Raw genomic sequence first — 18,180 nt, 5'->3', positions numbered from 1 at the left:
GTACTTCGATTCCTACCTCCCTATAGTCGCCCGCCGGGGATGGACGACTTGATTCACGGGCGACGGTGGTGCGCTTCCTTGGGCTTGTCTTCATTGACCACGCTTGTTCGCGTCAAGAACTACAAGACAACACAGGGAAGGCAAGACCGTGAAAGGAAACCAGAAGTCGTTTGAATTGACCCCGCTCGCCGCTGCACTGGCAGGCGCCGTCGCAGCGTTTGCCATGCAGGGTGCATCGGCGCAGGGGAGCCAGCCTGTCGTCGCCGCCACCGGCCAGGCTGCGCCGGTGACGCTGGAACGGGTCACCGTGACCGGCAAGCGCGACGATGGCTACAAGGTGGAAGAGGCGCAGTCGCCCAAGTTCACCGCGCCGCTGCTCGACACGCCCAAGTCCGTGACCGTCGTGCCGACCGAGGTGATCCGGCAGTCGGGCTCGAACTCGCTGCAGGACGCGCTGCGCACCACGCCCGGCATTACCTTCGGCGCCGGCGAAGGCGGCAATCCGATCGGCGACCGTCCTTTCATCGCGGTTTCGACTCGATGTCGAGCATCTATGTCGACGGCGTGCGCGATACCGCTTCGCAGACCCGCGACACCTTCAACATCGAAAGCATCGAAGTCATCAAGGGCCCCAGCTCGGCCTACGGCGGCAAGGGCTCGGCCGGCGGCATGATCAATATCGTGTCGAAGCTGCCCCAGGCCGAGAACTTCGCGCAGGGCTCGATCGGCGTGGGCACGGACTCGTACTTCCGCGCCACGGCCGACGGCAACTACGTGATCAACGACAACACCGCCGTGCGCCTGAACGCGCTGGGCTATACCGCCAACGTGCCGGGCCGCGACGAGGTCGACCAGAACTCATGGGGCTTTGCGCCGTCGGTGACGTTCGGCATGAAGTCCGATACAAAGGTCACGCTGTCGTACTACCATCTGCAGGGCAACGGCATGCCGGACTACAGCATTCCGTACTCGCGCCCGGCCAGCCAGTCGTCCAAGGCCAACCCGTCGCAGCCCGCAAACGTTGACCGCAACAACTTCTACGGCCTGACCGACCGCGATTTCCAGAAGACACAGAGCAATATCGCCACGGCCACGGTCCAGCATGATTTCCGCAACGGCCTGGTCTTCAGCAACACCACGCGCTGGGGCCGCGCCACCAACGACTACATCGTCACCAACCCTGACGACAGCCGCGGCAACGTGCCGCGCGGCTTTGTCTGGCGCAACACCAAGAACCGCGACTCCGCCACCGAGACGCTGACCAACCAGACCGACCTGACCGCCAAGTTCGAGACCGGCAGCCTGAAGCACAGCGTGCTGTTCGGCTTCGAGTTCAGCCGCGACGATACCGACAACACGCCGTACAACGTCCTTTCGGCCAATCCTGCGAGCAATCCTACGCGGAGTTTGCCGACTGTCCCGGGCATCTGCAACGCGTCGCTGCTGGCAAGCTTCGACTGCACGTCGCTGGCCAACCCGAACCCGAACGACCCGTGGCGCGGCACCATCACCAAGATGCCCTTCACCACGACCACTACGACCAATACCCGCTCGGTCTACCTGTTCGATACGGTCGAGATCACCAAGCAGTGGATGATCAACGGTGGCGTTCGCTACGACAGCTACGACACGCACGCTTTCACCAACGCCTATACCAACCCGAACACGGGCGCGGCCGTGGCGCAGGTGGACATCCGCAACAAGTCGAATTTCTTCAACTACCAGGCGGGCGTGGTCTACAAGCCGGTCGAGTACGGCAGCATCTATGTGTCATATGGCACCTCGTCGACGCCGCCGGGTTCGACCAACGGTGACGGCGCCGACAACATCACGGCGGCGCAGCGCAACCTGGAGCCGGAAACGGCGCGCTCGGTGGAAATCGGCACCAAGTGGGATCTGCTGGCCAAGCGGCTGTCGCTGACTGGTGCGATCTTCCAGATCGAGAAGAACAATGCGCGCGTGGCGGTTGATGCCAACACGACCGTCAATGCCGGCAAGCAGCGTGTGAAGGGCTTCGAGCTGGGCTTTGCCGGCAACCTGACGGACAAGTGGGGCCTGTTCGGCGGCTATACGTACCTGAACAGCGAACTGATCGATAACGGCCCGCAGGCTGCGAACGCGGCCAACAACGGGAACCAGTTCCCCAATACGCCCAAGAACAGCTTCAGCCTGTGGACGACCTATCAGGTGCTGCCGGCGCTGACGGTTGGCGGTGGTGCGTACTATGTCGACAAGGTGTATGCCAATCCGGCCAACTCGCTGTATGTGCCGTCGTACTGGCGGTTTGACCTGATGGCGGCTTATCGCGTCAACAAGAATCTGTCGTTGCAGTTGAATGTGCAGAACTTGTTTGACAAGACCTATTACACCAAGGCGCATAACCACTACGGTGCGCTGGGTGCTGGGCGGTTTGGGATGTTGACGGCTAACTTCAAGTTCTAATTTTTTGATAATTCAATGCGGCCCGTTTCCTGTGATTTATGGGAGGCGGGCTGTTTTCGCTGGTGCCAGTGCTCTGTGCCTACTATGTCGCGGTTGGTGACATGCTGTCGGGTTTTGAGGCGCCGCGCTGTCGCTGTTGGTGACATGCTGTCGGCTTTTGAACCGCCTGGTTCCGCCCTCCTGGGCGGGTCACTTTTTGTCCGAGCGACAAAAAGTAACCAAAAAGCGCGTCGCCTAGCGGCTGGCTGGGCCAATTTGGCGCTTCTTGATGTATGGGCGTTATTGGTCTCAGTGAGAGGTGGTCGCGGTGCCAGCCTGCTACGCCAGGTGAGTGAGTGTCGGTGCCTGACGATTCCCGACTTTTGAACCATCCCCAGGACGGGTGTAGGCCGCCTGCTGCCTGCGGTATCGCGTCATCGCCTACGGCTGCGCTGCGCGCGGCTCAGTTTCGCGGGTGAGGTGTCCTGGCCCGAACCCGCATTGCTTCGCTCGCTGGGCGGCGACGGCAATGACCAGAGCGCTTTCGGCCGCTCTGCCACCTTGGGCCCGCGCGTAGCGCAGCCGAAGGCGTCCCACCGATGAGGCTTCTAGCAGGCGGCCTACGCCCGGCATGGAGATCGTTCAATAACCGGTTAACGTCAGGCACAGGCCCTGAATCACCTGGCGTTAGCAGGGTCGAACGGCCACCAAGCCCAAGCGGAAATCACCACCGCCCGAACCACCCACGCCGCCAACTTGATAGCCAGCCGCTCAGGCGACGCGTTTTTTGGTTACTTTTTGGCGCTCGGCCAAAAAGTGACCCGCCCAGGAGGGCGGAACCAGGCGGTTCAACGGCCAACAGCATGTCACCAGCAGCCCCCGCCGCCGCCAGCCGCCACCCGCCGCCGCCAGCAGCCACCCCAGCGCCCAACCCCAAATCCCCATTTCCAAATCCCATACTAATCTAGAGCCAGCGCTCGCTACATTCACCAATGTGCCTGATGCGCCATCAGCAAACGGTCTCCCGCACGCCCAAGCTCCCGCCTCCATGCACCACGCTACAGGCCGAAATTCGCCCCACGCATGCCCCACAAAAACCCGTGAAATTGAAATTGAACGACCGTGCTATTTTGTGTATGCTTGTTTCGCCCAAGCCCCGGAAGGCTTGTGGCAAGCGGTAACCGCGGCGGGTTAACCCTGTGCCAATCACCCCTGCACCCAGCAGCAAAACAATAATTCGAGAATTCGAATCCCGAGACAAACTTTTGTAAAAGGAACCAGCATGACAGCGCAGTATCAGGTTCAGGACGGTGTAGCCGTCATCACGCTCGACAATCCCCCTGTCAACGGCCTGGGTCACAGCACCCGTCTTGGCATCGTCGAAGGCATGACCCGTGCGCTGGACGATGCCGCCGTCAAGGCCATCGTCATTACCGGCGCCGGCAAGGCATTCTCGGGCGGCGCCGACATCCGTGAATTCAATACCCCCAAGGCCATGCAGGAGCCGACGCTGCACTCGGTGATCCGCGTACTGGAAGCGTCGTCCAAGCCCGTGGTCGCGGCCGTGCACTCGGTCGCCATGGGTGGCGGGCTGGAACTGGCGCTGGGCTGTAACTACCGCGTGGCGTCCAAGGGCGCGCAGATCGCGCTGCCGGAAGTGAAGCTGGGCCTGCTGCCCGGCGCCGGCGGCACCCAGCGCCTGCCGCGCGTGATCGGCCTGGAGGCCGCCGCCAACATGATCGTGTCGGGCACCCCGGTGCTGTCCGAGAAGTTCGCCGGCACCAAGCTGTTCGATGAAATCGTCGAGGGTGACGTGCTGCCCGCGGCGGTCAAGTTCGCGCAGAACGTCGGCGCCGCCAGCGGCCCGCATCCGAAGGTGCGCGACCTGAAGGTGCGCCACGAGAACCCCGAAGGCTATCTCGGCTTCGCCCGCAACACCGTGGCCGCGATGGCCAAGAATTTCCCGGCGCCGCTGAAGTGCCTGGAAGCGGTGGCCGGCTCGCTCAAGCCGTTCGAGCAAGGCCTGAAGGAAGAGCGCGAGGGCTTCCTGTTCCTGGTGACCACGCCGGAATCGCGCGCGCTGCGCCACGCCTTCTTTGGCGAGCGTGCCGCCAGCAAGATCCCCGACGTGCCCGAAGGCACCCCCGTGCGCAAGATCGAGAAGGTTGCCGTGATCGGCGCCGGCACCATGGGCGGCGGCATCAGCATGAACTTCCTCAACGCCGGCATCCCGGTCACGATCCTGGAAACCAAGCAGGAAGCGCTGGACCGCGGCGTCGGCATCATCCGCAAGAACTACGAAAACAGCGCCAAGAAGGGCAAGCTCACGCAGGAGAAGGTAGAGCAGCGCATGGGCCTGCTGAGCACCACGCTGTCCTATGACGACATCAAGGACGCCGACATGGTCATCGAGGCCGTGTTCGAGGAAATGGGCGTCAAGGAAATCGTCTTCAAGAAGCTGGACGAAGTGATGAAGCAGGGCGCGATCCTGGCTTCGAACACCTCCACGCTGGACGTGAACAAGATCGCCTCGTTCACCAAGCGTCCGCAGGACGTGGTCGGCATGCACTTCTTCAGCCCGGCCAACGTGATGAAGCTGCTGGAAGTGGTGCGCGGCGAGAAGACCGGCAAGGACGTGCTGGCCACGGTCATGCAGATCGGCAAGAAGATCAAGAAGACCGCGGTGGTGTCGGGCGTGTGCGACGGCTTTATCGGCAACCGCATGATCGAGCAGTACAGCCGCCAGGCCGGCTACCTGTTGGACGAGGGCGCGCTGCCCGAGCAGGTCGACAAGGCCATCGAGAAGTTCGGTTTCGCCATGGGCCCGTTCCGCATGGGCGACCTGGCCGGCAACGACATCGGCTGGGCCATCCGCAAGCGCCGCGCCGTCGACAAGCCCGAGATCCAGTACTCGAAGACCGCCGACCTGCTGTGCGAGATGGGCCGTTACGGCCAGAAGACCGGCGCGGGCTGGTACGACTACAAGGCGGGCGACCGCAAGCCGTACCCGAACCAGCAGGTCAACGACATGATCGTGCAGCACTCCAAGGACTTGGGGCTGACGCGCCGCAAGATCTCGGACGAAGAGATCGTCGAGCGCCTGGTGTTCGCGCTGGTCAACGAAGGCGCCAAGATCCTGGAAGAGGGCATTGCTTCCAAGGCCTCGGATATCGACATGGTGTACCTGACCGGCTACGGCTTCCCGCTGTTCCGCGGCGGCCCGATGCTGTATGCGGACCAGGTCGGCCTGTACAACGTGGCGCTGGCAATGAAGCGCTACGCCAAGGGATACCACGGCGAAGCCTGGCAGGTCGCGCCGCTGCTGCAGAAGCTGGCGGACGAAGGCAAGGGCTTCAACGGTTAATTTGCCAAGAGGGTTCAGCAAGGAGCGGCCATGAACACCACCATCGGACCGGACGATTGCCTGCTGGTGATTGACGTGCAGAACGACTTCATGCCGGGCGGCGCGCTTGCCGTGCCCAACGGCGATGAGGTGGTGCCCGTCATCAATCGGCTGGCGCGCGCGTTCGGGCATGTGGTGGTGACGCAGGACTGGCATCCGGCCGCGCACGTCTCGTTTGCGGCCAACCATGCCGGCACGCAGCCGTTCCAGATGCTCACGCTGCCGTATGGCGAGCAGGTGCTGTGGCCGGTGCACTGCGTGCAGGACACGCCCGGCGCCGCGCTGCATGCGGGCCTGCACGTGCCGCACGCGCGGCTGGTGATCCGCAAGGGCCACCATGCCGACGTGGACAGCTACTCCGCTTTCCTTGAGGCGGACCGCACCACGCGTACCGGGCTGGCCGGCTACCTGCGCGAGCATGGCGTGAAGCGCGTGTTCTGCGCCGGGCTGGCGACGGACTACTGCGTGGCATGGAGCGCGCTCGATGCGCGCGCCGCCGGCTTCGAGGCCGCGGTGATCGAGGATGCGTGCCGGGCCATCGACCTGCAAGGGTCGCTGGCGAAAGCATGGCAGGACCTCGGCGCCGCCGGCGTCGCGCGCGTGATGTCCGCGGATGTGCTCAAGGGCCAGGGCTGAACCAAACCACCGAACTGAACGACACAAGATTCCGAGGAGCAACACATGAACGAAGCAGTCATCGTATCTACCGCACGGACCGGCCTGGCCAAGAGCTGGAAGGGCGGCTTCAATATGACCCACGGCGCCACCCTGGGCGGCCATGCGGTCCAGCATGCGATCGCCCGCGCCAAGATCGACGCCGCCGAAGTGGAAGACGTGCTGATGGGCTGCGCCAACCCGGAAGGTGCCACCGGCGCCAACATCGCGCGCCAGATCGCACTGCGCGCCGGCTGCCCGGTCACCGTCCCCGGCGCCACCGTCAACCGCTTCTGCTCGTCGGGCCTGCAGACCATCGCCATGGCCGCGCAGCGCGTGATCGCCAATGAAGGCGACATCTTCGTCGCCGGCGGCGTGGAAAGCATCTCCTGCGTGCAGCAGGAAATGAACCGCCACATGATCCAGGAAAGCTGGCTGGTGAAGAACAAGCCGGAAATCTACTGGAACATGCTGCAGACCGCCGAGAACGTGGCCAAGCGCTACAGCATCTCGAAGGAGCGCCAGGACGAATATGGCGTGCGCAGCCAGCAACGCGCCGCCGCCGCGCAGGAAGCCGGCAAGTTCAAGGACGAGATCGTGCCGATGACGGTGCTCGCCGGCGTCGCCGACAAGTCCACCGGACAGCTGGTGACGAAGGAAGTGACCATCGACCGCGACGAAGGCATCCGCGCCGACACCACGCTGGAAGGCGTGGCCAAGATCCGCAGCGCGGTGCCGGGTGGCGTGATCACCGCCGGCAATGCCTCGCAGTTCTCGGACGGTGCCTCGGCGGCCGTGGTGATGAACGCGCGCGTGGCCGAGGCCAAGGGCCTGCAGCCGCTGGGCGTGTTCCGCGGCTTTGCCGTGGCCGGTTGCGAGCCGGACGAGATGGGCATCGGCCCCGTGTTTGCGGTGCCCAAGCTGCTGAAGAAGGCTGGCCTGAAGGTCGAGGACATCGGCCTGTGGGAGCTGAACGAAGCCTTCGCGGTGCAGGTACTGTACTGCGCCGACAAGCTCGGCATCCCGATGGATCGCCTCAACGTCAACGGCGGCGCCATCGCGGTGGGCCACCCGTACGGCGTGTCGGGTGCGCGCCTGGTCGGCCATGCGCTGATCGAAGGCAAGCGCCGTGGGGTGAAGTATGTGGTGGTGACCATGTGCATCGGCGGCGGGCAGGGTGCTGCTGGTCTGTTCGAAGTCCTGTAACTGCCGACAAAACCGGCACGCTGCCGGTTTGCTCCCCTCTCCCGCTTGCGGGAGAGGGGCAGGGGGTGAGGGCAGGCGGTGGCATACCACCGGCCTCTACTTCGTCGTCCCGCCGGCCCTCACCCCAACCCTCTCCCGCAAGCGGGAGAGGGAGCACACATGCGGTGCGATTCAATGCGGGGGCGGTTCGCACAAGAAGGCAACAAGAATTCACGGCGCACCAAGCAGTGCGCCGCATGGAGACACCATGTCGATGATCCTTTCCCGTCGCGACCTGAACTTCATTCTGTATGAATGGCTCAAGGTCGACGAGCTGACCCGCATCCCGCGCTACGCCGACCACTCGCGCGAGACCTTCGACGCCGCGCTGGACACCTGCGAGAAGATCGCCACCGACCTGTTCGCGCCGCACAACAAGAAGAACGACCAGCAGGAACCCGAATTCGACGGCGAGACCGTCACCATCATTCCCGAGGTCGGCACCGCGCTGAAGGCCTTCTGCGAGGCCGGCCTGATGGCCGCCGGGCAGGACTACGAACTGGGCGGCATGCAGCTGCCGGTGGTAGTGGAAAAGGCCGGCTTCGCCTACTTCAAGGGCGCCAACGTCGGTACCAGCTCCTACCCGTTCCTGACCATCGGCAACGCCAACCTGCTGCTGACGCACGGCACGCCGGCGCAGGTCGAGACCTTCGTCAAGCCGGAGATGGAAGGGCGCTTCTTCGGCACCATGTGCCTGTCGGAGCCGCAGGCCGGCTCGTCGCTGTCGGATATCACGACGCGCGCCGAGTATGAGGGCGAATCGCCGCTGGGCGCGCAATACCGCCTGCGCGGCAACAAGATGTGGATTTCCGCGGGCGAGCACGAGCTGTCGGACAACATCGTCCACCTGGTGCTGGCCAAGATCCCCGGCCGGGACGGCAAGCTGATCCCGGGCGTGAAGGGCATCTCGCTGTTCATCGTGCCCAAGTACCTGGTCAACCAAGACGGCTCGCTGGGCGAGCACAACGACGTGGTGCTGGCCGGCCTGAACCACAAGATGGGCTATCGCGGCACCACCAACTGCCTGCTGAATTTCGGCGAAGGCATGAAGTACAAGCCGGGCGGCAAGGCCGGTGCCATCGGCTATCTGGTGGGCGAGCCGCACAAGGGCCTGGCCTGCATGTTCCACATGATGAATGAGGCGCGCATCGGCGTGGGCCTGGGCGCGGTGATGCTGGGCTATACCGGCTACCTGCACGCGCTGGACTATGCGCGCAACCGTCCGCAAGGCCGCCCCGTCGGCCCCGGCGGCAAGGATGCCGCCAGCCCGCAGGTGAAGCTGGTCGAGCACGCCGATATCCGCCGCATGCTGCTGGCGCAGAAGAGCTATGTCGAGGGCGGCCTGGCGCTGAACCTGTATTGCGCGCGGCTGGTGGACGAGGAAGAAGCCGCGGCCGCCGCGGGCGACCAGGAAGCGCATGCGCGCCTGGCGCTGCTGCTCGACATCCTGACCCCGATCGCCAAGAGCTGGCCATCGCAATGGTGCCTGGAGGCCAACAACCTTGCGATCCAGGTGCATGGCGGCTATGGCTACACCCGCGAATACAACGTCGAGCAGTTCTACCGCGACAACCGCCTGAACCCGATCCACGAGGGCACGCATGGCATCCAGGGCCTGGACCTGCTGGGCCGCAAGGTGGTGATGAAGGATGGCGCCGCGTTCAAGCTGCTGGGCGAGCGCGTGCAGGCCACCATCGGCCGCGCGCTCGCCGCGGACGATGCCGAGCTGGCGCGGCAGGCGCGCGCGCTCGGCGCCGCAACCCGGCGCCTGGCCGAAGTGACGCAGACGCTGTGGAGCGCCGGCGACTCCAATGTGACGCTGGCCAACGCCTCGGTCTACCTCGAAGCCTTCGGCCACGTGGTGGTCGCGTGGATCTGGCTGGAGCAGGCACTGCTGGCACAGGCCGCGCTGGCGCAGGCGGGCGGCAAGGAAGACCAGGACTTCTATCGCGGCAAGCTGGCCGCGGCGGCGTACTTCTTCCGCTTCGAGCTGCCCAGGGTCGGCCCTCAGCTCGATTTGCTGGCATCGCTCGACCGCACCACGCTGGACATGCAGGACGCCTGGTTCTGACCGCTGACTACATCATTCAAAGACAACCGAGGAAGAGACACATGCGCACCATCCAGCAACTGTTTGACCTGAAGGGCAAGACCGCGCTGATCACCGGCGGCTCGCGCGGCCTTGGCCTGCAGATCGCCGAGGCACTGGGCGAGCAGGGCGCGCGTATCGTGCTGTCGGCACGCAAGGCCGACGAGCTGCGCGCGGCGCAGGAACACCTGAAGGGCCTCGGCATCGAGGCCGACTGGATCGCCGCCGATGGCTCGCAGGAGTCCGAGATTGCCCGCCTGGCCGACGAAGCCATCGCCAGGCTTGGCCACGTCGACATCCTGGTCAACAACGCCGGCGCCACCTGGGGCGCCCCGGCGGAAGACCATCCGGTGGAGGCCTGGGACAAGGTGATGAACCTGAATATCCGCGGCCTGTTCCTGCTGAGCCAGCGCATCGGCAAGCTGTCGATGATTCCGCGCCGCTACGGCCGCATCATCAACGTGGCGTCGATCGCGGGCCTGGCCGGCAATCCGCCGGGATCGATGGAGACCATCGCCTACAACACGTCCAAGGGAGCGGTGGTCAACTTCACCCGCACGCTCGCGGGCGAGTGGGGCGAGCACAACATCACTGTCAACGCGCTGGCGCCGGGCTTCTTCCCGTCCAAGATGACCAAGGGCTCGCTGGAGCGCATGGGCGTCGAAGCGATGTGTGCCGGCGTGCCGCTGCACCGCCTGGGCGACGACGAAGACCTCAAGGGCGCGGCGCTGCTGTTCGCCAGCGATGCCGGCAAGCACATCACCGGGCAGATCCTGGCGGTCGACGGCGGCGTCAGCGCGGTTTGAGCGCGGTCTGAACGACTGCCGGCGTTTGCGGCAATAATGCGGGATCGGCGCCGGCGGGCAAGCTGCCGCCGGCGCCTCTCCAGCCCCCACTTCGACTCGCATTGCCATGAACCAGTACACCGGCTCCCTGAGCCATATCCCCTTCCTTGCCGACCTCGGCGTGACCTGTAGCGTTGCAGAGAGCGGGCGCAGCGAGATCTCGCTGCCGGTTGAAAAACGCCACCAGAACAGCTGGGACATGGCCCACGGCGGCGTGATCATGACGCTGCTCGACGTGGCCATGGCGGTGGCCGGCCGCAGCAGCGATGCCGATGGCCGTGGCGTGGTGACCATCGAGATGAAGAGCAGCTTCATGGCGCCGGGCCGCGGCCAGCTGACCGCGCGCGGCACCACCGTGCACCGCACCACCACCATGGTGTTCTGCGAGGCGGAGATTGTCGATGCCGACGGCAAGACCGTGGCGCGCGGCTCGGGCACGTTCAAGTACATCCGGCGCATGCCGCCGCAGCGCCCGGGCGAAACCGATACCGGCGCCGACGGCTGAGCGCCGGCGCCAGGACATGTGGGGCGGTTCGTGCCCCGCATTAGCAGTTTCCATGCAGTTTCCATCTCCCATTGGAAGGAACCCGACCATGTCCAACACATTCAAGCGCATCGTCCTGGCCTCGCGTCCCGAGGGCGCGGTGACGCCGGCCAATTTCCGGCTGGAAGAGGTGCCCGTGCCGCAGATCGCCGACGGCCAGGTGCTGGTGCGCAACCACTACCTGTCGCTCGACCCGTACATGCGCGGCCGCATGAACGACAGCAAGTCGTATGCCGCGCCGCAGCCGCTTAATGAAGTGATGATCGGTGGCACCGTCGGCGAAGTGGTGGAAAGCAAAAACAGCAAGTTCAAGCCGGGCGACAAGGTGGTCGGCATGTTCGGCTGGCAGGAAATGGGCGTCAGCGACGGCACCGGCCTGCAGCCGGTCGATACCACGCATATCCCGCTGTCGGCCTACCTTGGTTCGGTCGGCATGCCGGGCGTGACCGCGTGGTATGGCCTGAACAAGATCATCCAGCCCAAGGCGGGCAAGACCATCGCGGTCAGCGCCGCGTCGGGCGCGGTCGGCAGCGTGGTGGGCCAGCTGGCCAAGCTGGCGGGCTGCCGCGCGGTGGGCTTTGCCGGCGGCAAGGACAAGTGCGACTACGTGGTCAATGAGCTGGGCTTCGACGCCTGTATCGACTACAAGGCGGCAAAAGACCCGAAAGAGCTCTACACCATGCTCAAGGAAGCCACGCCAGACGGTATCGACGGCTATTTCGAGAACGTCGGCGGCGAGATCTTCGACGCAGTGCTGTCGCGCATGAACGCCTTCGGCCGCATCGCCATGTGCGGCATGATCGCCGGCTATGACGGTCAGCCGCTGCCGCTGAAGAACCCGCAGCTGATCCTGGTCTCGCGCCTGACCATCGAGGGCTTTATCGTATCCGAGCACATGGAAGTCTGGCCGCAGGCGCTGAAGGAGCTGGGCACCGCGGTCGCGCAGGGCAAGCTGAAGTTCCGCGAGAGCATTGCCGAAGGCCTGGCCAGCGCGCCGGAAGCCTTCATGGGGCTGCTCAAGGGCAAGAACTTCGGCAAGCAGCTGGTCAAGCTGGTCTGAATGCAGCACCGGCACGCCGCGTCCCCACGGGCGTGCCGCGCAGCGAACGCAGGCAAGACAGTGCAGGCAAGACAGCGCAGGCAAGAAAGAGGAGGAGACACCCATGAATGCCCCGCAAGTTCCGCAAGTCCAGCAAGACACTAGCGACGATATCGGCGCCGGCCTGCCTGAAGAGGTCAAGGCCCGCTACCGCAACCTGCCGCGGCCGCCGCAGTTCGCCACCGTGGGCGAGGAGCGCCTGCACCGCAAGCAGCGCCTGGCCGCCGCCTTCCGGCTGTTCTCGAAATTCGGCTTCGATGAGGGCGTGGCCGGCCATATCACCGCGCGCGATCCCGAGTTTCCCGACACCTTCTGGGTCAATCCCTTCGGCGTGCATTTCAGCCAGGTCAAGGTGTCCAACCTGATCCGCTGCGACCACCATGGCGACGTGGTGGAGGGCGATTACCCGGTCAATGCCGCGGCTTTTGCGATCCATTCGCGCGTGCACCAGACCCGCCCCGACGCGGTCGCCGCCGCGCACTCGCACAGCACCTATGGCCGCGCCTGGTCGACGCTCGGCCGCCCGCTCGATGCGCTGACGCAGGACGTGTGCGCGTTCTACAACGACCACGCGGTCTATGACGACTTTGGCGGCGTGGTGGTCGAGCTGGACGAAGGCCAGCGCATCGCCAACGCGCTCGGCCAGAACAAGGCGGCGATCCTGCAGAATCACGGCCTGCTGACGGTCGGCAAGACCGTGGACGAAGCGGCGTGGTGGTTCATCACCATGGAACGCTCCTGCCAGGTGCAGCTGCTGGCCGAAGCGGCCGCGGCGCGCACGCAGGCGCCGCTGAAGGTGATTGCCGACGCTGCCGCACGGCAGGCGTATTCGATCGTCGGCACGGCGCAGGCGGGCTGGTTCCAGTTCCAGCCGCTGTACGCGCGCATCGTCAAGGAACAGCCCGACCTGCTGGACTGAGCGGCCTGCGGAAGGCATTGCAATGCGGCCGCCGCATGGCGGCCATCCCTGCAGTCGATCAACAACCGTGAGGTGGCACGCATGGCAGACATCATCCTTCACCAGTACGCAACCTCGCCGTTCTCGGAAAAGGTACGGCTGCTGCTGGGCGCCAAGGGCCTGGCGTGGCAGGCGGTGGAAATCCCGGCCATCCTGCCCAAGCCCGACCTGCTGGCGCTGACCGGCGGCTACCGTCGCACGCCGGTGATGCAGGTCGGCGCCGACATTTATTGCGACACGGCACTGATCTGCGAAGTCATCGACCAGCTGGCCCCGGCCACGCCGCTGTATCCGCCCACGCAGGCCGCGGCGGCACGCATGATGGCGGCGTGGTTCGACAGTGCGCTGTTCACCGCTGCCGCGACCTACGTGTTCCAGCCGGCCGGCGTCGCCAGCATGCTGGGCCATCTGTCGCCCGCGCAGATCCAGGCGTTTGTCGCCGACCGCAAGGCCATGCGCGGCGACACCAACGCGCTGCGCATGCCGCTGCCCGAGGCCACCGCGCAGTTGCACGAGACCTTTGGCAGGGTCGAAACGCAGTTCGCCGCGGGCGTTGAGTATGTGGCCGGGCCATTGCTGTCCGTGGCGGACTTCTCGCTGTACCACAACCTCTGGTTTATCCGCCGCGCCGGCGCTCTGGCCCAGATGCTGGAGGCCTATCCCAGGCTGCAGGCCTGGTATGCGCGCATGAATACCTTCGGCCACGGGCGTCCGCGCGTGATCGATGGCGAGCAGGCCATCGGCATGGCGCGTAGCGCAGATCCGGTGGCGCTCGACGAAGGCGTGCGCGAGGGCGAAGGCCTGCAGCCGGGCGACCCGGTCACGGTCACGCCCACCGACTACGCGCGCGACCCCGTGGCCGGCGTGCTGCTGGCACTGGGCCCGCACCGCGTCACGCTGCGCCGGCAGGACCCGCGCGCGGGCGCGCTCAACGTGCACTTCCCGCGGCAGGGCTACCAGGTACAGCGCGCCGCCTGAACCGGTGCTGCGCTGCGCCGCTGCGCGCGGCCCTTCTCCTATTGATTTCACGCGACAGGACAGACGACATGAAGGATTTTTCCAACAAGGTAGCCGTCATCACCGGTGGTGCTTCGGGGTTTGGCAAGGAATTCGCCCGCATCGGCGCCGATCTCGGCATGAAGCTGGTGCTGGCCGACGTGCAGGAAGACGCGCTGGACGCGACCGTGGCCGAATTCAAGGCGCGCAACGTCCCGGTGATCGGGCTGCGCACTGACGTGTCGCGCGCCGAGCAGGTGCAGGCGCTGGCCGACGCGGCGATGGAGGCGTTCGGGCAGGTCAACCTGCTGTTCAACAATGCCGGCGTGGGCGCCGGCGGACTGGTCTGGGAAAACTCGCTGCAGGACTGGGAGTGGGTGCTGGGCGTCAATCTCTACGGCGTGATCCACGGCGTGCGCATCTTCACCCCGCTGATGCTGGCCGCCGCGGAGAAGGACCCGTCGTACCAGGGCCATATCGTCAACACCGCGTCGATGGCGGGCTTGCTCAACCCGCCGGCGATGGGCGTGTACAACGTGTCCAAGCACGCCGTGGTGTCGCTGTCGGAAACGCTGTACCAGGACCTCGGCCTGGTCAGCGAGCAGGTGCGCTGCTCGGTACTGTGCCCGTATTTCGTGCCGACCGGCATCAACCAGTCGCAGCGCAACCGGCCGGCGGAGCTGGCCAACCAGGCGCCGCCCACGCGTTCGCAGCTGGTGTCGCAGGCGCTGTCGGACAAGGCCGTCGGCTCGGGCAAGGTGACCGCGGCCGAGGTGGCGCAGAAAACCTTCGATGCCATCCGCGCCGATAGCTTCTATATTTATTCGCATCCGCAGGCACTGGCGCCGGTGCGCCAGCGCTTCGAGGACATCGTCGGGCCGCGCAACCCCGGCGATCCCTTTGCCGACAAGCCCGAAGTCCGTGCGGGCCTCGTGGCCGCGCTGCGCGGCTGACGCGCCAACGCCACCAACGAGGAGCCACGCACATGGAGACCACCATGGCCGCCCCCGCCGTCATCCGGCACCTGCAGTACGCCAGCCTGCCCAACGGCACCCGGCTGCACTACGCCAGCGCAGGCGAGCGCGGCAAGCCACTGATGCTGTTCGTGCACGGATTCCCCGAGTTCTGGTACGAGTGGGAAGCCCAGCTGGCCGAGTTCGGGCACACGCATTTCGCCGTCGCGCCGGACTTGCGCGGCTTCAACCTGTCGAGCAAGCCGGGCGACGTAGAGTCCTACCGGCCGCGCCATATCGTCGAAGACCTGGTGCAGTTCATCGGTGCGCTGGGCTATGACCAGGCCATCGTTGTCGCGCACGACTGGGGCGGCGCGATCTGCTGGAACCTGGCGATCCAGTTCCCGCAGCTCGTGCGCCAGCTCGTCATCATCAACTCGCCGCACCCGTACCTGTTCGCGCGCGCGCTGGCCACCGATCCGGAGCAGCAGGCCGCCTCCGCCTACATGAACTGGCTGCGCAAGTCGGGTTCGGAGAAGGCACTGGCCGCCAACGACTTTGCGCTGCTGGACCGCATGCTTGCCGATGCCGACGGCAAGCCGGCCGCGTGGTACACGCCGCAGACACGCGAGCGCTACCACGCCGCGTGGTCGCAGCCTGGCGAAGAGGGTGGAGAGGGTGAAGGGGGCGTGCATCCGCTGACCGGCGGCGTCAATTTCTACCGCGCGTCGCCGATGCGGCCGCCGGCCGACGGCGACGCGGGGCCGGATCTGTCAAAGCTCGATCCGGCCAGGTTCGTCATCCGCGTGCCGACGCTGGTGATCTGGGGCGAACGCGACCGCGCCTTGCCGAAATCCCTGCTCAATGGCCTGGAGGACTTTGTCACGGACCTGCGCCTGGAGCGCATCCCGGACGGCACCCACTGGGTCGTGCACGAGCAGCCGGAGCACGTCAACCTGCTGATCCGCAGCGCATTGCCTGCGGTTTAGCTGCGCCCTGCGGCATCCGGAAGGCCTGCGCTACAGGTTCTGCCGCAGGCCCGGCGGCCAGCGTCAGGTCAGGCGCTCGCGGTACAGGCGGTAGTTCTCGTCGTCGAAGCAGACGAAGGTCACCTGCTCGATCTCGGGCGCTGCCGCCAGCGCTTCGCGCACCGCGGCGATGGCGATATCCGCCGCGCGCTCGCGCGGAAAGCCGTAGATGCCGGTGCTGATGTTGGGGAAGGCGAGCGTGCGCAGGTGGTGCTGCGTGGCCACGCGGATGCTGTTGCGGTAGGCGTCGGCGAGCTGTTCGTCCTCGCCCTGGCCGCCGCCATGCCAGACCGGGCCGACCGCGTGGATCACGTACGGCGCGGGCAGGCGCCCGCCCGTGGTGATGACCGCCTCGCCGGTGGGGCAGCCGCCCTGCGCGTCGCGGATCGCGCGGCAGGCCTCCATGATGGCGGGGCCGCCGGCCCCGTGGATGGCGCCGTCGACGCCGCCGCCGCCCAGCAGCCCGCTGTTGGCCGCGTTGACGATGGCATCGACTTCCATCCGGGTGATGTCGCCATGGACTACCTGCAGGTGCTCGCCGGTCATGTCGTCTCCTGGTTTGAGAGCGCGCCCGCCGCGGTGCCGGCGGGCCACCTTGCTGCTATGCACTACATGGATTGCTCAAGCATACGCCGATAATCCGCCGCGCTGGCTTCTTTCGGGTTGGTCTTGTGGCAATGGTCGGCCAGCGCGCCGGCAATCACCTTGTCGAACATGTCCTCGGTGACGCCCATCTGGCGCAGTCCGGTGGGCAGGCCAAGGCGTGCGGTCATGTCGTGCACGGCCTGCGCGAGATCGGCGCCGTCGGGCAGATGCATGGCGCGGCGCAGGCGCGCGTAGCGGTTGTCGCGCACCACCGTGGGCGCGTCGGCGTTGAAGCGCAGCACCGCCGGCATCACCACCGCGTTAAGCGTGCCGTGATGCAGGCCGGTGCGGCCGTCGATCTTCAGGCCACCCAGCGGGTGCGATAGCGAATGCACGCAGCCCAGCCCTTTCTGGAAGGCCATCGCGCCCTGCATCGATGCGCTCATCATGTTCAGCCGCGCATCGCGGTCCTGGCCGTCGCGCGTGGCGCGCTCGATATGGGTCCAGCCGCGCTCCAGCCCGTCGAGCGCGATACCGTCGGCGGGCGGGTTGAAGGCGGGGGCGAGGTAGGTCTCGATGCAGTGCGCGATCGCGTCCATGCCGGTGGCCGCGGTCAACCCGGCCGGCAGGCCCAGCGTCAGCTCCGGATCGCAGATGGCCGACTTGGGCAGCAGGTGCCACGAATGGAAACCCAGCTTGCGCCCGTCGTCCAGGATGATGATGGCGCCGCGCGCCACTTCGCTGCCGGTGCCCGAGGTGGTCGGCACGGCGATCAGCGGCGCGGCCTGATCGGTGATCCTGGCGCTGCCGCCTTCGATGGTGGCATAGGTGGTCAGCTCGCCCGGGTGCGTGGCGAGGATGGCGATGCCCTTGGCCAGGTCGATCGACGATCCGCCGCCCACCGCCACCAGCCCGTCGCAGTTGGCTTCGCGGTATTGCGCGGCTGCCTTGCGCACCATCGCCTCGGTCGGGTTCGACGGGGTTTCATCAAATACCGCGACCGGCAGGCCCTGCATGGCGTCGATGGCGCGCTGCGCCACGCCGGCCGCAACCACGCCCTTGTCGGTGACCAGCAGCGGGCGGCGGATGCCGATGCGCTCGCATTCCGACTTGAGCAGGCTTACCGCGCCGAAATCCAGGTGGATGTGGGTCAGATAGTAGATAAACGCCATATTTGCTTGCCTCCTGCAGGGATCTGCCGCGAACCGGGGTCAGGGTAAGGCACTGGCCAGGCGCGCTGCCTTCGGTTTCAATGAGTTGTTGTGACCCGCGCCGCGCGTCAGCCGATCATCGCGCAAAAAGTGGCCGCGTGGCAGGGGCTGGCGAGAGCTTTCGGGGTTATCTCGTACTGCCTCGTTTC

The 18,180-nt window shown here is 65.9% G+C and carries 15 protein-coding genes; 13 read left to right on the top strand and 2 right to left on the bottom strand.

The annotated features are described in order from the left end of the window. The first annotated feature begins 148 nt into the window (after positions 1-148). The 13 genes from ACAD63_RS14525 to ACAD63_RS14465 all read left to right on the top strand — a co-directional run bounded on the left by ACAD63_RS14525 (position 149) and on the right by ACAD63_RS14465 (position 16,196). Positions 149-673, top strand: coding sequence for a TonB-dependent receptor plug domain-containing protein (locus ACAD63_RS14525; RefSeq protein WP_434032891.1), 525 nt, complete (start codon positions 149-151; stop codon positions 671-673). Then, positions 565-2,442, top strand: a complete 1,878-nt coding sequence (locus ACAD63_RS14520; RefSeq protein ID WP_434033999.1) for a TonB-dependent receptor — start codon at positions 565-567, stop codon at positions 2,440-2,442. The genes ACAD63_RS14525 and ACAD63_RS14520 overlap by 109 nt, the downstream gene beginning before the upstream one ends. Positions 2,443-3,703: 1,261 nt before the next feature. After that, complete coding sequence (locus ACAD63_RS14515) at positions 3,704-5,785, top strand: 3-hydroxyacyl-CoA dehydrogenase NAD-binding domain-containing protein (RefSeq protein ID WP_133096880.1); 2,082 nt, start codon at positions 3,704-3,706, stop codon at positions 5,783-5,785. 30 nt (positions 5,786-5,815) lie between these two features. Continuing rightward, positions 5,816-6,460 carry a bifunctional nicotinamidase/pyrazinamidase gene (pncA, locus tag ACAD63_RS14510; protein ID WP_133096881.1) on the top strand — a complete coding sequence of 215 codons (645 nt, stop codon included), beginning with the start codon at positions 5,816-5,818 and terminating at the stop codon, positions 6,458-6,460. 45 nt (positions 6,461-6,505) lie between these two features. Beyond that, entirely contained in the window at positions 6,506-7,684 is a 1,179-nt protein-coding gene (locus tag ACAD63_RS14505) for an acetyl-CoA C-acyltransferase (RefSeq protein WP_135705059.1), read from the top strand. A 247-nt stretch (positions 7,685-7,931) separates the two neighbouring features. Further along, positions 7,932-9,794: an acyl-CoA dehydrogenase gene (locus tag ACAD63_RS14500; protein ID WP_135705060.1), complete on the top strand. Its 1,863-nt coding sequence runs from the start codon at positions 7,932-7,934 to the stop codon at positions 9,792-9,794. 41 nt (positions 9,795-9,835) lie between these two features. After that, on the top strand, positions 9,836-10,618 hold the full coding sequence (locus ACAD63_RS14495; RefSeq protein ID WP_133096885.1) for an SDR family oxidoreductase: 783 nt from the start codon (positions 9,836-9,838) through the stop codon (positions 10,616-10,618). A 106-nt stretch (positions 10,619-10,724) separates the two neighbouring features. Further along, complete coding sequence (locus ACAD63_RS14490) at positions 10,725-11,162, top strand: PaaI family thioesterase (RefSeq protein ID WP_133096886.1); 438 nt, start codon at positions 10,725-10,727, stop codon at positions 11,160-11,162. An 88-nt stretch (positions 11,163-11,250) separates the two neighbouring features. Beyond that, the gene (locus ACAD63_RS14485) at positions 11,251-12,261 is read left to right on the top strand and encodes an NADP-dependent oxidoreductase (RefSeq protein ID WP_116378597.1); all 1,011 of its coding nucleotides are present in this window, start codon (positions 11,251-11,253) and stop codon (positions 12,259-12,261) included. A 103-nt stretch (positions 12,262-12,364) separates the two neighbouring features. Beyond that, positions 12,365-13,219 (top strand): class II aldolase/adducin family protein, encoded by an 855-nt coding sequence (locus tag ACAD63_RS14480; protein WP_135705061.1) that lies wholly within the window; start codon positions 12,365-12,367, stop codon positions 13,217-13,219. A gap of 81 nt (positions 13,220-13,300) precedes the next feature. Next, positions 13,301-14,236 carry a glutathione S-transferase family protein gene (locus ACAD63_RS14475; protein ID WP_133096889.1) on the top strand — a complete coding sequence of 312 codons (936 nt, stop codon included), beginning with the start codon at positions 13,301-13,303 and terminating at the stop codon, positions 14,234-14,236. Between the two features lie 68 nt (positions 14,237-14,304). Then, positions 14,305-15,207: an SDR family oxidoreductase gene (locus ACAD63_RS14470; protein WP_133096890.1), complete on the top strand. Its 903-nt coding sequence runs from the start codon at positions 14,305-14,307 to the stop codon at positions 15,205-15,207. A gap of 32 nt (positions 15,208-15,239) precedes the next feature. Continuing rightward, the gene (locus tag ACAD63_RS14465; RefSeq protein WP_135705062.1) at positions 15,240-16,196 is read left to right on the top strand and encodes an alpha/beta fold hydrolase; all 957 of its coding nucleotides are present in this window, start codon (positions 15,240-15,242) and stop codon (positions 16,194-16,196) included. 63 nt (positions 16,197-16,259) lie between these two features. Here ACAD63_RS14465 and ACAD63_RS14460 read toward each other — a convergent pair whose 3' ends face one another. Both ACAD63_RS14460 and ACAD63_RS14455 read right to left on the bottom strand, forming a co-directional pair. Beyond that, positions 16,260-16,781, bottom strand: coding sequence for an O-acetyl-ADP-ribose deacetylase (locus ACAD63_RS14460; protein ID WP_133096892.1), 522 nt, complete (start codon positions 16,779-16,781; stop codon positions 16,260-16,262). Between the two features lie 62 nt (positions 16,782-16,843). After that, the gene (locus ACAD63_RS14455; protein WP_135705063.1) at positions 16,844-17,992 is read right to left on the bottom strand and encodes an iron-containing alcohol dehydrogenase; all 1,149 of its coding nucleotides are present in this window, start codon (positions 17,990-17,992) and stop codon (positions 16,844-16,846) included. Between the last annotated feature and the right edge of the window lie 188 nt (positions 17,993-18,180).

The sequence above is a fragment of the Cupriavidus sp. a3 genome (assembly GCF_051015765.1).
In the GTDB taxonomy this organism is placed as follows: Bacteria; Pseudomonadota; Gammaproteobacteria; order Burkholderiales; family Burkholderiaceae; genus Cupriavidus; species Cupriavidus oxalaticus_A.
The sequence above is the reverse complement of the archived record's forward strand: the minus strand, read 5'-3'. Positions and strand labels throughout refer to the sequence as shown.

What these genes read in the sequence shown, in the direction of transcription:
- ACAD63_RS14515 (WP_133096880.1), top strand. Translation starts at nt 3,704, where the DNA reads ATGACAGCGCAGTATCAGGTTCAGGACGGTGTAGCCGTCATCACGCTC.
- pncA (WP_133096881.1), top strand. Translation starts at nt 5,816, where the DNA reads ATGAACACCACCATCGGACCGGACGATTGCCTGCTGGTGATTGACGTG.
- ACAD63_RS14505 (WP_135705059.1), top strand. Translation starts at nt 6,506, where the DNA reads ATGAACGAAGCAGTCATCGTATCTACCGCACGGACCGGCCTGGCCAAG.
- ACAD63_RS14500 (WP_135705060.1), top strand. Translation starts at nt 7,932, where the DNA reads ATGTCGATGATCCTTTCCCGTCGCGACCTGAACTTCATTCTGTATGAA.
- ACAD63_RS14495 (WP_133096885.1), top strand. Translation starts at nt 9,836, where the DNA reads ATGCGCACCATCCAGCAACTGTTTGACCTGAAGGGCAAGACCGCGCTG.
- ACAD63_RS14490 (WP_133096886.1), top strand. Translation starts at nt 10,725, where the DNA reads ATGAACCAGTACACCGGCTCCCTGAGCCATATCCCCTTCCTTGCCGAC.
- ACAD63_RS14485 (WP_116378597.1), top strand. Translation starts at nt 11,251, where the DNA reads ATGTCCAACACATTCAAGCGCATCGTCCTGGCCTCGCGTCCCGAGGGC.
- ACAD63_RS14480 (WP_135705061.1), top strand. Translation starts at nt 12,365, where the DNA reads ATGAATGCCCCGCAAGTTCCGCAAGTCCAGCAAGACACTAGCGACGAT.
- ACAD63_RS14475 (WP_133096889.1), top strand. Translation starts at nt 13,301, where the DNA reads ATGGCAGACATCATCCTTCACCAGTACGCAACCTCGCCGTTCTCGGAA.
- ACAD63_RS14470 (WP_133096890.1), top strand. Translation starts at nt 14,305, where the DNA reads ATGAAGGATTTTTCCAACAAGGTAGCCGTCATCACCGGTGGTGCTTCG.
- ACAD63_RS14465 (WP_135705062.1), top strand. Translation starts at nt 15,240, where the DNA reads ATGGAGACCACCATGGCCGCCCCCGCCGTCATCCGGCACCTGCAGTAC.
- ACAD63_RS14460 (WP_133096892.1), bottom strand. Translation starts at nt 16,781, where the DNA reads ATGACCGGCGAGCACCTGCAGGTAGTCCATGGCGACATCACCCGGATG.
- ACAD63_RS14455 (WP_135705063.1), bottom strand. Translation starts at nt 17,992, where the DNA reads ATGGCGTTTATCTACTATCTGACCCACATCCACCTGGATTTCGGCGCG.